Genomic DNA, 13,395 nt, shown 5'->3' with positions numbered 1-13,395 from the left:
ATCTTTCGGGTCAGGCGGTGCGGTCGGCGAGGGCGGCACGGACCGCGGCGCTCGCCTGCAACACGCCGAGGACGGAGACATGGGCGATGCTGGCGCGGGCCAGCTCCGGGGTGACATCCGGCGCGATGCTGGCCAGGCCGAGCACGCGGATCTCGATCATCCGCCCCTCGGCCCGCGCGGCCTCCAGATCGGCCCGGGTGAAATGGCGCAGGCCGAGATCCAGGCTGCGGCGCCGCACGGCGCTGCGCGCGGCCTCCGCATGGCGTTCCACCTGGTTGCGGATGGCGGTGCGGATGAAGTCGGTGCGATTGGAATAGAAGCCGTCCTGCACCAGCAGGTCGATATGGCCGAGGTCGACATAGCCGAGGTTGATGGTGATCTTCTCCGACTCCCCCGTCGCCCGCGCCCGCACCGCCTCGCTCATGCCATCCATCCGCCATCCAGGTGGATGGTAGATGGAGGGTGAGTGGGTCCCGAACAAGACGGTGAAGCTGTCACGGGCGCGGCATCCGGGCGGCTGTGATGCCGCTGCGGCGGGCCGGCCTAGGGCGCCAGCACCTGGCTCCACTCCGCCTGCGCCTGGATGCCCGCCCAGCCATGGAGCATCGGCACCATCGCCGTGCCGGCCCAGACCGGGTGCTGATCCGCGTAATGCGGGCTGCCGGGATGGCCGGAGGAGCCGTGGAACACGGACCAGCGGCTGTTCTCCCAGGCGCCGACATCGAAGGCGTAGCGCGCCAGGGCGCCATAGCCTGCGGCATTGCCGCCGGCGGCGAAGAAGCCGGTGGCCAGCACCGTGTCCATGTCGCCGCCGATCGGCAGGGAGGGCGGGTCCAGCAGCGTCGCCCAATCCGGGAAGAGGGGCGACAGCGGGTGGGTCAGGCGCGGGCGATGCACCTCGCCCCAGGGGCGTGCGCCGGCCGCCTCCGGCGCCGTGCGGCGCAGCGCCTCGGCCAGGGCCTCGGGCCAGCTCATGCCGTCCAGCAGGCTGGCATCATCCTCCCGCAGCAGGGTCGGCAGGGTCCACCACAGCTGGTTGATGGGCGGCACGCCGGGGCTGACGGACAGCGCCTCGTGCCCGGCCAGCGCGCCAAGGCCGCTGCGCTCCGCCAGGATCGCGGTCAGCGCCCGGCGGAAGGCGACATAGGCGGCGGGGGCGCTGGAATCCGCCGCCATGCGCCCGTCCCAGTCCAGCAGGCGCTGGCGCAGCGCGGCGGCCTCCGGCTCCGCGGGGGCGGGCAGGCCAGCGAGCTTCGCGCGGAACAGCAGCGCGTTCAGCGACAGCGTGTCGCCCTGCAGGCTGGCCGCCCCTTCCACGCTGCGGGCTTCCGGCGCCGCCCGCAGCCGGTCCAGCACGCGCTGGGCGCGGTAGGGCGGGTGGCAATCGGTGCAGAGATAGTCCGGCCCGTCATCCGCCACGACGCGGTTATTGGCGGTGACGATCAGCCCCTCCGGCGGATCCATCACGCGGGGCATGGCCTCATGCGCGATCATGCCCTGCCAATCCGCCTCGGCCCGCCAGCCGGGCACCGGCAGCCAGCCATTGGCGCGCGGGCGGCGCGGCACCAGGGCGCGGATCTGGTGGCCGATATGCCCGCTGGTGTCGCCGGCCACCAGATTGTGGTCGATCAGCCCCCAGCCGCGCGTCGCCTCGAACAGCGCCGCCACGGAACCCGCGCGCAGCATGCGCGGCAGGCAGTCGAAGGACAGGTCCGTTTCGGCGAATTGGACGGAGCGCAGGGACAGGGCGGCGCCGCTGCCCGGGTCGCCGGCGATCACCGGGCCGTGGCGTGTTTCCACCACCTCGAACGCACGTGCCGCGCCGCCGCGGATGGCGATGCTCTCCTGCCGCCGCTGCACCGGGACCCAGCCATCCGGGCCGAGCACGCTTGCCGCGCCGGCATCGAAGCGCTCGACAAAGACATCATGGATATCGACGAAGGCATGGGTGACGCACCAGGCGACCTGGCCGTTATGGGCGAAATGCGGAAAGCCCGGCACGCCGGGCACGGTCAGCCCGACCACGTCGAACTCGGAACAAGCCAGGTGCCCCTGCGCATACATATTGGGGATCTCGAAGACGCGGTGCGGGTCGCCGGCCACCACCGGGCGGCCGGTGGCGGATTGCGCCGGGGCCACCGCCCAGTTGTTGCTGCCGCCGCCCGTCGCATCCGGCGGCGCGCCGCCGAGCAGTGCCTCGATCGCCGGGCGCAGCGCGGCCAGGTCCGCCGCCAGGCGCTTCGCCTCCGCCCCCGGCGGCATCGTCAGCAGGTCCTGGCCGCCATCATCGTAGCGCAGCTTCGCCGTCTGATTCGCGCCCAGCAGCGGCAGCGCCGCGGCGCGCCACAGCTTGAACCAGACGGAGCCCATCAGCAGGCCGAGGCGCCGCATCACGGCGATGGCGTGCCAGCCCTCCCAGCGTTCCGGCACCGCCTCCAGCAGCGTGTATTCGATGGGCCGCGGCGCGCCGGAGTCGAGGAAGGCGTTCACGCCGGCCGCATAGGCCTCCAGCATCGCCCGCGCCTCCGCCCCCAGGGCCGCGAAGTCGCGCCGGCTGGCCGCCTCAACCCCCAGGCGGCGGGCCAGGATATCGCCCTCCGCCGCCGGGGCGCCCAGCCATTCGGCGCTGCGGCCCAGCGCGCGGCGGCGGTTCAGCTCCATCTGGAACAGCCGGTCCTGTGCATGCACGAAGCCCTGGGCGCGGAAGGCATCCTCGGCGCCGCCTTCGGTGCGGATATGCGGGATGCCCCAGCGGTCGCGCAGCACCGTGGCGGGCTGGCGCAGCCCGGGCAGGGGCAGCGTGCCATCCAGCGGCGGCAGGGCGGCGCGCAGGGCCTCATATCCGGGGGCGGGCGGCATCGGCGGTCCCTCCTGCGCGGTCGGGATTGCCGCGGGGTGGATATATCAAATACGATGGAGCGATGAGCGCAAGCGCCCCTAACCCCGACGACATCGCCTTCCTGTCCCCCGTGGGGCGGGAGAACCTCACCGGTCGCGTCTATGGCGAATTGCGCAATGCGCTGATGGAAGGCCGCATGCGGCCCGGCCAGCGGCTGAAGATCCGCGAATTGGCGCAGCAGCTCGGCACCTCCGAAACTCCGGTGCGGGAGGCGGTGATGCAGCTGGTGCGCGAACGCGCGCTGCGGATGGAACAGGCCAAGGCGATCACCGTCGCCGGCCTCACGCTGGCGCAATACCAGGAGCTGCGCCTGGTGCGCGCCGCGCTGGAAGGCCTGGCCGCCGAGACGGCCGCACGCCATATCACGCCCGCCGCGATCCGCGCCTTGGAGCGCAGCCATGCCGAGCTGGTCCGCGCCGAGGCGGCGGGGGAGGCGGCGCCCGCCATCCGCGCCAATTGGCGCTTCCACCACGGTCTGTATCGCGCCGCCGCCATGCCGGAACTGCTGGCGGTGATCGAGGGCATCTGGCTGCGCAATGGCCCGATGCTGACCTACCTCTACCCCGACGCCCGCCCGACCTATCCGGGCCGCCATCGCCACCTGGACATCCTGGACGGGCTGCGCGCGCGGGACGCGGCGGCCACGCGGGCGGCGGTGCAGGCGGATATGGAGGAGGGCGGCGCCGGCCTGCTGCGCCACCTCGCGGCGATGGAACAGGCCGCGAAGGGCAAGGGAAACGCCGCGTGAAGCTCAGCCCCATCGCCACCGAGACCCCCTGGTTCCGCCTGGAGGTCGAGGAAGCCGACTGGGCGGCGGAGGACCCCGCCGACCTCGCCCGCTGGATGGAGCAGCTGCTGCTGATCCGCCGCTTCGAGGAGAAGATCCTCGACCTGCACGGCGCCGGGCTGATCCATGGCCCGGCCCATGCCTCGATCGGGCAGGAGGGCGGCGCGGTGGGCGCGCTGTCGGTGCTCGGCACGCAGGACAAGATCAACGGCACGCATCGCGCGCATCACCAGATCCTGGCCAAGCTGCTGAACGCCGCGACGCCCGAGGGCTACGACCCGCGGCGCGATGAGGTGCCGGGGGAAGCGCGCGCCCATGTGCAGCGGACCATGGCGGAGATCATGGGCCTGGCGCAGGGCTATAATGGCGGCCGCGGTGGCTCCATGCATATGCGGATCGCGGAGGCCGGCGTGGTCGGCTCCTCCGCCATCATCGGCGGCAATGTGCCGCATGCGGTGGGCTACGGCCTGGCCGACAAGGTGCTGGGGCGGGACCATGTCTCGGTCGCCTTCTTCGGCGACGGCACGCTGATGGCCGGCCAGACGCTGGAGGCGATCAACCTGGCCGCGCTGTACCGGCTGCCGGTGGTCTTCTTCCTGGAGAACAATTTCTACGCCGTCTCCACCCATGTCGGCGAGCAGACGCGGGAGACGCGGCTGACCACGCGCGGCGCCATGTTCGGCGTGCCGTCCATCGAATGCGACGGCATGGATGTGCTGGCGGTGCGGCGCGCCATGCAATGGGCGCGCGCGCAGATCGCGGAGACCGGCGGCCCCGTCTTCGTGGAGGCGATCTGCTACCGCTTCCTGCACCAGTCCGGCCCGATGCTCGGCAGCCAGTTCGGCTATCGCGACAAGGCGGAGGAGGAGTTCTGGCGCGCCCGCGATCCCGTCACCACGCTGCCGCCGGTGCTGGAGCGGCTGGGCGTGCTGGATGCCGCAGGGCTGGCGCGGCTGGAGGCGCGGGTGCGCGCGGTGGTGGAGCAGGCGGCGGAGGCGCTGGTGGAAACGCCGCCTGGCGCCAATGCCCCGCAGCTGCGGCCGGGCCTGCTGCCCGATGTCGTAGATATCGAGCAGGGCATCCGGGGCGACCTTTCGGAACTGCGCGGCGCCAGGGTGCAGGAGGCCGATGCTTCCGTGCCGGCGCAGCCGACGAAGTACATCGACGCCATCGCCGCCGCGCTGCTGCACAACATGGAACGCGACCCGCGCATCGTGCTGATCGGCGAGGATATCCACCGGCTGCGCGGCGGCGTCTCCGGCTCCGCCCGCGGCGTGATGGAGAAGTTCCCCGAACGCGTCTTCGCCACGCCGATCTGCGAGAACGGTTTCACGGGCATGGCGCTGGGGGCCGCGCTCTGCGGGTTGCGGCCGGTGGTGGACATCATGTTCGGCGACTTCACCATCGTCGCGGCGGACCAGATGTTCAACGGCATCGGCAAGTTCGCGCATATGTTCGGCGGCGGCTTCGGCATTCCGCTGGTGGTGCGCGCGCGCGTCTCGCCGGCGGCGGGCTACGGGTCCCAGCATTCCATGGACCCCTCCGGACTCTTCGCCGCCTATCCCGGCTGGCGCATCCTGCATCCCTCCACGCCGCATGACTACGTGGGGCTGATGAATGCGGCGCTGGCCTGCGAGGATCCGGTGCTGATGATCGAGCATCAGGGCCTGTTCCAGACCAGCGGGCCGGTGCCGCAGGACCTCGACTACATCATCCCCTTCGGCAAGGCGCGCACCGTTCGCAGCGGCACGGCCTGCACCGTGCTGACCTACGGCGCCATGGTGACGGAGACGGAGGCGGCGGTGGCTGCGACCGGCATCGATGCCGAGATCCTAGACCTGCGCTGCCTGGATATCGAGGGCATGGACTGGCCCGCCATCGAGGCGAGCATCAAGCGCACCAACCGCGTGCTGATCGCGGAGCAGACGGCGCATGGCACGGCGCACGGCGCGCGCTGGGTGGATGAGATCCAGCGCCGCTGCTTCGACTGGCTGGATGCGGAGATCGGCCGCGTGCATGGCAGCCGGGCGGCGCCCGTCGTCTCCCGCCCACTCAATGCGGCGGCGCTGGCGGATGCGGCGAAGGTGGCGGAGGGGCTGCGGCGGCTGATGCGGTAGCCAAAAGCACCCTCTCCCCCTGACAGGGGGAGAGGGCTCCCGTCCGATTCAGCCGCCGCGCAGCCCCTGCACCCGGATCAGGCCGTCCGGGATCAGGCGCAGGCCGCTGACCGCCGCGGTGGTGCCGAAGAAGCTCTGCGGGTGCCACAGGTAGATATAGGGGCGGTCGCGCAACAGCACTTCCATGGCGCGGCCATAGGCGGCCAGCCGCGTCGCGGGCTCGACGCTGGTGCGGCCCTCGCGCAGTGCGGCGTCCGCCTGTTCGCTGCAGTAGCGCCCGCCATTCAGGCTCTCGCCGCAGGCGTTGAAGCCCCACAGATTGCCGTCCACATCGGTGCGGCCGGACCAGGCGATGATCAGCGCCTCGAAATCCCCGGCGGTCCAGGCGCGCAGCAGCGTCGCCACCTCCACCACCTGGATCTCCAGCGCGATCCCGGCCTCCGCCGCCATCGCCTGGATCACCTCCGCCGCCTGGGTGTATTCCGTGGTATTGGGGACGGAGAATTTCACCCGCACCCGCTCATGCCCCGCCTCCCGCAGCAGCGCGCGGGCGCGGGCCAGGTCGCGCCCCGGCACGGGCAGGGCGGCGATATGGTGCGGGTGGCCGGGCGGGGTGGACTGGTTGCCGGGGCGGTACAGCCCCTCGAAGGCCACCTGGTTCAGTGCGGTGCGGTCGATCGCCAGCTCCAGCGCCTGCCGCACCCGCGCATCCTGGCCGAGCGGCGTCCGGGCGCGGTCGCCATTGGCGACGTTGATGGCGATATAGACGGAGGCCAGCGACGGCCCCTCCAGCAGCTTCACCCGCGCATCGCGCCGCAGCGTGGTGACGTCCGAGGGGTTCACCCGCTCGATCACATCCAGCGTGCCGGAACGGAGATTGGCGGCGCGGACGGTGGTATCCGGGATCGGCCGGTACACGACCCGGTCGAAATGCAGCGCGCCGGCATTCCAGTATCCCGGAAAACGCTCCAGCTCGATGCGGTCCTGTGGCACGCGGCGCGTCAGGCGATAGGGGCCGGCGCAGGCGGGTTCCTTCTGGAAATCGGCGCCCAGCACATTCGCCTGGCGCGGCGAGACCAGCATGCCGGCGCGATCGGACAGCGCCGCCAGCAGCGGCGCGAAAGGCTCCGACAGGCGGATGCGGATCTGCATCGGCCCGGCCTCCTCCACCGTCGTCACCGGCCCCAGCTCCCCGCGTCGGGTGGAACCCTGGGCGGCAATGTGGCGGTTCAGCCCGGCCACGGCGGCGGCCGCATCCAGCGCCACGCCGTCATGGAATGTGACGCCGGGGCGGAGCGTCAGCAGCAGGGCGCGGCCGCCCTCCTGCCATTCCCAGGCGGTGGCGAGCTGCGGCACCAGCGCGCCCTGCTCATCCACCTCGATGAGCTTGTCGCACATCGCCATGAAGACCTGCCGCGCGGCGACGCTGCGCGACAGGGTCGGGTCCAGCACATCGGGGTCGGAGGCGATGCCGATGCGAAGGGTTTGGGCGCTGGCGGGCCAGGCCAGTGTCAGCCCCAGAAGGGCGGCGAGGAGTGGTCGCATGCGATCTTCTCCGTGTCTCTCCACGCATCCTTGAATCGTTTTCGCGGCCTGTCACCATATGATATATCCGCCCTCAGCCGATGGAGCGCCGGATGCCTGATACGCACACCACCAATCTCAGCCGCGACGCGGTGCTGCGCGAGCGGGCGGCGCGGGTGATCCCCGGCGGCCTCTGGGGCCACCTGAACGCGGCCCGCCTGCCCACCGGCTACCCGCAGTATTTCAGCCGCGCCGAGGGCTGCCGTCTCTGGGACGTGGATGGGCGGGAGGTGGTGGATTTCATGTCCTCCTGGGGCCCCATTGTGCTCGGCCACCACGACCCGGTGGTGGAGGAAGCCGCGCGGCGCCAGGCGCAGCTGGGCGATTGCATGAACGGCCCGGCGCCGGTGCTGGTGGAACTGGCGGAGCGGCTGGTCGCCACCATCCCGCATGCCGCGTGGTGCCTGCTGGCGAAGAACGGCACGGATGCGACCACCGCCTGCGTCACCATCGCCCGCGCTGCGACGCGCCGGCGCAAGGTGCTGGTGGCGCGCGGGTCCTATCACGGCGCGGTGCCCTGGTGCTCGCCCTCCACCGCCGGCGTCACGGCGGAGGATCGCGCGCATCTCGTGGCCTATGACTACAACGACCTGGACTCGGTGCGGGCGGCGGCGGAGGCGGCGCGGGGGGATCTGGCCGGCATCCTCGTCACCGCCTTCCGGCACGACATGTCCCGCACCCTGGAACTGCCGGATCCGGCCTTTGCCCGCGCGCTGCGCGCCATCTGCGACGAGACCGGCGCGGCGCTGATCCTGGACGATGTGCGCGCCGGCTTCCGGCTGGATCTCGGCGGGTCGTGGGAGACGGTGGGCGTGCGGCCGGACCTCGCCGCCTACAGCAAGGCGATCGCCAATGGCCATCCGCTGGCCGCGGTGACCGGCGCCGAATGGCTGCGCCGCGCGGCGACGGAGGTCTTCACCACCGGCTCCTTCTGGTGCGGCGCGGTGCCGATGGCGGCGGCGCTGGCGACGCTGGAGGAGTTGGCGCGCATCGATGGCCCGGCGCGGATGCAGGCGATGGGCCTGCGGCTGCGCGACGGGCTGGCGACGGGGGCGGCGCGGCATGGCCTGCGCATCCTGCAATCCGGCCCGCCGCAGATGCCGCTGCTGCAATTCGCGGGCGATGACGATTTCCGCCTCGGCGAGGCCTTCTGCGCCGCGGCGCTCGCGGCCGGCGCCTATTTCCACCCGCGCCACAACATGTTTCTCAATTGCGCCCATGACGCCGCCGCGGTGGATCGCGGGCTGGAGGCGGCGGAGGAAGGCTTCGCCGCCGTGGCGCGCCTCTCAGGCTGAAGGTGGCCGGTGCTGCGCCCAGGGGCGGTCCTGTTCCAGGATCGCGCCCAGGCGCAACAGGGACATGTCCGCCCCCCAGGGGCCGACCAGCTGCACCGCCGTCGGCAGGCCGTCCTTCGCGAAGCCGGAGGGGATGGTCAGCGCGGGGTGCCCGGTCAGGTTGAAGGGGTACATGTAGCTGGACCAGCCCTGCCGGGTGATGCCGCAGAGCTCGCCCTCGATCTCGATCTGTCCATCGGCGGCATCGAAATCCGCGGGCAGGGCGGTGCGCGTCAGCGTCGGCGTCACCAGCACGTCGTAGCGGCCGAACAGGTCCTGGATGGTGCGGAACAGCCGCGTGCGGGCGAATTGCGCCTCGCGGAACTGGGTCAGGGAGAAGCCCGATCCGCGCTCCATGAAGGCCAGCAGCACCGGGTCCATCTGGTTGTGCCATTGCGCCAGGTGCGGCGTGCAACTGACGAAGAAGCCGGCCTGGTACATGATGCGGCCGGGCAGCTCCATCCAGTCGATGGCATCCGTCACCTCCTCGACGAAGGCGCCACGGAAGGCCAGCGCGTCCAGGCTCGCCAGCGTATTCGCCGCCATCTCCGCCTGCACCTTGGCATTGCAGGCGCGCGCGATATAGCCGACCCGCAGCCCGTTTAGGTCGCCGCCGATCAGCCCCGGCGGCAGCGGCGCGAGGCCCGGGCCGCGCAGGCTCTGCGCGTCGCGCGCGCTCGGCCCGGCAATGACGGAGAGCATCACCGCCGCATCGCTGACCGTGCGCGTCATCGGCCCGGCATAGACGTTGTTCGCAAAAGTGTCGGCGGAGGCCTCCCAGGGCACGCTGCCGAGCGTCGCCTTCAGGCCCACAAGGCCACAGCAGGCGGCCGGGATACGGACGGAGCCCGCGCCATCCGTGCCCAGGCCGAGTGGCGCGAGCCCCGCGGCCACCGCGGCCGCGGCGCCGCCGGAGGATCCGCCGGTGGTGCGCGACAGGTCCCAGGGATTGCGCGTGGTGCCGAAGGCGGGCCCGTCCGTCAGGCCCTTATGGCCGAATTCCGGCATGGTCGTCTTGCCGACCAGGATGCCGCCCGCCGCCTTCAGCCGCGCCGCCGTGGCATCGTCCCGCACCGGCACATTGCTGGCGAAGATGGCGGAGCCATGCGTGGTCAGGACATCCGCCGTATCCACCTGGTCCTTGATATGCAGCGGCACGCCATGCAGCGCGCCGAGCGGCGCGCCGTCCATCACCGCCTGTTCCGCCGCCCGCGCCGCCGCCATCGCCTGGTCGTGCAGCACGGTGACGAAGCAGTTCAGCCGCGGCTGTTCGCGGTCGATCGCCGCCAGCACCGCGCGTGTCAGCTCCACCGGCGAAAGCTGGCGCCGGCGGATCAGCGCGGCGGCCCGCGTTGCCGGCATGAAGCGCAGTTCCGTGTCGTCCATCGCCCGTTTCCTTCTTGCGCATCCCGCGTCCCGGGCGTCATGCTGGCATAGGATATATCGAACGGCGAGGGGCCAACCCCGCCAGGGGAAGAGGAAATCGAGGCATGTCCGAAAGCTTGATCGGCCGCCGGGGCCTGATGGCGGCAGGCAGCGCGCTCGCCGCCGCCGGCATCATCCGCCCGCCGGGCGCCCGCGCCGCCAGCCAGCTCAACCTCGTGCTGGAATCGGAGGTGGTGATCCTCGACCCCTATATGACGACCGCGGCCATCACGCGGACCTTCGGCTTCCACATCTTCGATACGCTCTATGCGATGGATGGCCAGGGCCGCATCCAGCCGCAGATGGTGGAAAGCCACACCACCTCCGCCGACCGGCTGACCTGGAACTTCACCCTTCGGCCGGGGATGAAGTTCCATGACGGCTCGCCCGTCACCTCCACCGATGTGGTGCTGTCGCTGCAGCGCTGGATGCCGAAGGATGCGCTGGGGCGCATGCTGCGGGATGCGCACGAAAGCCTGACGACCAAGGGCACGCTGGGCTTCGAGCTGGTGCTGAAGCGGCCCTTCCCGCTGGTGCTGGACGTGCTGGGCAAGCCCAATGCGCCGGTGCCCTTCATCCTGCCGGAGCGCCTGGCGCGCACGCCGGGCGATGCGCGGATCACGGAGATCATCGGCTCCGGCCCCTTCCGCTTCCGCCCGGACCAGTACCGCCCCGGCAACTACATGGTGCTGGAGAAATTCGCGGACTACGTGCCGCGGCGGGAGGCGCCGGACTTCCTTGCCGGCGGCAAGGTGGTGAAGGTGGACAGCCTGTCGCTGCGCGTATTGCCGGACCAGGCGACGGGTGCCACGGCGCTGCTGGCGAATGAGATCGACTACCAGCAATACGTGCCCTTCGACTGGATCCCGCGCCTGGAACGCTCGCGCGACATCCGGCTGCTGTCGCTCGGCGGGCTGCACCAGTTCCAGGGCAACTTCCGGCTGAACCATGCCGCGCCGCCCTTCGACGATCCCGCGGTGCGGCGCGTGCTGTGGAAGCTGGTGGACCAGGCCACGGTGCTGCAGGCCATCGGCGTGCCGCCGCGCTTCCGCGCGCCGCAATGCGCCAGCTTCTGGATGTGCGATGCGCCCTACAGCACCGATGCGGGGGCGGAGGCGGCGAAATTCTCCATCGCCGAGGCGAAGGCGGAGCTGGCGAAGACCGCCTATCGCGGCCAGCCTGTGGTCTTCCTGCAGGTGGCGGGCTCCATCTCCCAGACCGCGGCGGCGGTGCTGGTGCAGAACATGAAGGAGGCCGGCTTCACGGTGGACGAGCAGCAGATGGATTGGGGCACCGTGCTCGCCCGCCGTGCGCGGCGGGAGGGCTGGAGCATGTTCGCCGTCTATTCCAACGGCGTCGACATGCTGACGCCGCTGACGCATTTCTACGTGGCCAATACCTGCGCCGACTATCCGGGCTGGTCCTGTGACGAGCGCATTCCGCGCCTGACGCAGGATTTCGCCAATGCGGAAACGCCAGCCGCGCGGCAGCGCCTGACGGCCGAGATCCAGCGGCTGTCCTATGAGCTGACGCCCTCGGTCATGTGGGGCCAGTTCACCATCCCCGCCGCCTATCGCACCTCGCTGCGGGGCCTGATGGAATCCTCCTTCCCGATCTTCTGGAATGTGGAAAAGGCCTGACGCCACCTGTCTCCGCTTGCCTTCGGGGGCGCGTGGTTCCTAGGCTTCCCCGGGTTCAAACGGGGAAGCAAGACAATGACGATCGGACGCAGGACGCTCGGCAAGGGCCTCGCGGCGGCGGGTGGAATCACGCTGCTGGGCCAGGAGGCGCAGGCGCAGAAGGCGCAGGACACGCTGCGCCTGGTGTTCCGCGACGCAGTGCCCAATATCGACGCCTATTTCAACAGCCAGCGCACCGGCCTGATCCTCGGTCACCAGGCCTGGGACGGGCTGGTGCATCGGGACCCCGAGACCTTCCGCGTGGTGCCGGCGATGGCGACCGAATGGCGCTGGGTGAGCCCGATGCTGCTGGAATTCACGCTGCGCCAGGGCGTGAAGTTCCATGACGGCAGCCCCTTCACCGCGAAGGATGCGGTCTACACGCTCAACACCGTCTCCAACCCGGAAACCCGCGTCGCGACGCCCAGCAACTATGCCTGGATCGACCGTGCGGAGGCGGATGGCGACTTCAAGCTGCGCATCCATCTGAAGCGGCCGACGCCGGCGGCGCTGGACTACCTGGCGCTGGTCACGCCGATCTGGCCGCAGGCCTATCGCGAAAGGGTGGGCGCCGAGGGCTACGGCCGCGCGCCGGTCGGCGCCGGGCCCTACCGGATCACGAAGTTCGATGTGGCCAGCGGCGTGGAATACGAACGCTTCGACGATTACTACCAGGGCGGCCCGAAGGGCAGGCCGGCGATCCGCCGCCTGAATGTGCGCTTCGTGACCGATGCGGCGACGGAGCTGACGGAGTTGCTGGCGCAGCGCGTGGACTGGATCTGGAACATGAACCCGGACCAGGTGCCGAACGTCAACCGCATTCCCTTCCTGCAGACGCTGCGCCAGGAATCCATGCGCATCGGCTATCTCAGCCTGGATGCGGCGGGCCGCAGCGGCGACAATCCGATGAAGAACCTGAAGGTGCGCCAGGCGGTGTGGCACGCGATCGACCGCACGACGATCGCGGAGCGTCTGGTCACCGGCGGGTCCCGCGTGCCGGTGGCCCCCTGCTACCCGACGCAGTTCGGCTGCAATGCCGATGCCGCCGTGCAGTATGACTACAACCCGGACAAGGCGAAGCGGCTGCTGGCCGAGGCCGGCTATCCGAACGGCTTCGACATCGAGCTGACCAGCTATGTCCAGCCGCGCCAATGGTCCGAGGCGGTGCAGAGCTATCTGCAGGCCGTCGGCATCCGCGCGCGCCTGAACCTGCTGCAGGTGGCGGCGCAGATCCAGCGCGCCTGGCGTGGCGAGCTGGCGATGTCGATGGGCAGCTGGGGCAGCTATTCCATCAACGACGTCTCCGCCATCCTGCCCAACTTCTTCGGCGACACGAACGACGACTACGCCCGCGACCCGGAGCTGCAGCGCCTGCTGGTGGAGGGCGGCTCCTCCGCCGATGAGGCGGTGCGCAACGCCGCCTATTCCGCCGCCATCAAGCGCATCACGGAACAGGCCTACTGGGTGCCGCTGCACACCTACGTCAATACCTATGCCTTCGCGCGCACGCTCGACTTCAAGGCCTTCCCGGACGAGCTGCCGCGCTTCTACCTGGCGAAGTGGAAGTGAC

9 protein-coding genes are annotated in these 13,395 nt (G+C 70.8%); 5 read left to right on the top strand and 4 right to left on the bottom strand.

The window, feature by feature from the left end; all coding sequences use genetic code 11:
- Positions 1-10: 10 nt before the first annotated feature.
- Positions 11-424, bottom strand: a complete 414-nt coding sequence (locus ACTIF1_RS03295; RefSeq protein WP_439594939.1) for a CopG family transcriptional regulator — start codon at positions 422-424, stop codon at positions 11-13.
- A gap of 119 nt (positions 425-543) precedes the next feature.
- Positions 544-2,859, bottom strand: a complete 2,316-nt coding sequence (locus ACTIF1_RS03290; RefSeq protein WP_439594938.1) for a penicillin acylase family protein — start codon at positions 2,857-2,859, stop codon at positions 544-546.
- A 62-nt stretch (positions 2,860-2,921) separates the two neighbouring features.
- On the opposite strand from ACTIF1_RS03290, the gene ACTIF1_RS03285 reads away from it, so the two are divergent.
- Positions 2,922-3,647, top strand: coding sequence for a GntR family transcriptional regulator (locus ACTIF1_RS03285; protein WP_439594937.1), 726 nt, complete (start codon positions 2,922-2,924; stop codon positions 3,645-3,647).
- Positions 3,644-5,803 carry an alpha-ketoacid dehydrogenase subunit alpha/beta gene (locus ACTIF1_RS03280; protein WP_439594936.1) on the top strand — a complete coding sequence of 720 codons (2,160 nt, stop codon included), beginning with the start codon at positions 3,644-3,646 and terminating at the stop codon, positions 5,801-5,803. Before ACTIF1_RS03285 ends, ACTIF1_RS03280 begins: the two co-directional genes overlap by 4 nt.
- 48 nt (positions 5,804-5,851) lie before the next feature.
- Here the strand turns inward: ACTIF1_RS03280 and ACTIF1_RS03275 are convergent, their stop codons facing one another.
- Positions 5,852-7,348 (bottom strand): ABC transporter substrate-binding protein, encoded by a 1,497-nt coding sequence (locus tag ACTIF1_RS03275; protein WP_439594935.1) that lies wholly within the window; start codon positions 7,346-7,348, stop codon positions 5,852-5,854.
- Between the two features lie 92 nt (positions 7,349-7,440).
- Here ACTIF1_RS03275 and ACTIF1_RS03270 point away from each other — a divergent pair, with 92 nt between their 5' ends.
- A complete protein-coding gene (locus ACTIF1_RS03270) occupies positions 7,441-8,682 on the top strand; it encodes an aminotransferase class III-fold pyridoxal phosphate-dependent enzyme (RefSeq protein WP_439594934.1) in 1,242 nt (413 codons plus the stop codon).
- Here ACTIF1_RS03270 and ACTIF1_RS03265 read toward each other — a convergent pair.
- Positions 8,674-10,107 carry an amidase gene (locus tag ACTIF1_RS03265; RefSeq protein ID WP_439594933.1) on the bottom strand — a complete coding sequence of 478 codons (1,434 nt, stop codon included), beginning with the start codon at positions 10,105-10,107 and terminating at the stop codon, positions 8,674-8,676. The genes ACTIF1_RS03270 and ACTIF1_RS03265 overlap by 9 nt on opposite strands.
- A 104-nt stretch (positions 10,108-10,211) precedes the next feature.
- Between ACTIF1_RS03265 and ACTIF1_RS03260 the strand changes: the two genes are divergently transcribed.
- Entirely contained in the window at positions 10,212-11,786 is a 1,575-nt protein-coding gene (locus ACTIF1_RS03260) for an ABC transporter substrate-binding protein (RefSeq protein ID WP_439594932.1), read from the top strand.
- 75 nt (positions 11,787-11,861) lie between these two features.
- The gene (locus ACTIF1_RS03255; RefSeq protein WP_439594931.1) at positions 11,862-13,394 is read left to right on the top strand and encodes an ABC transporter substrate-binding protein; all 1,533 of its coding nucleotides are present in this window, start codon (positions 11,862-11,864) and stop codon (positions 13,392-13,394) included.
- Position 13,395: the final 1 nt, after the last annotated feature.

Source organism: Falsiroseomonas sp. (assembly GCF_051860665.1).
Lineage (GTDB): Bacteria > Pseudomonadota > Alphaproteobacteria > Acetobacterales > Acetobacteraceae > Falsiroseomonas.
The sequence above is the reverse complement of the archived record's forward strand: the minus strand, read 5'-3'. Positions and strand labels throughout refer to the sequence as shown.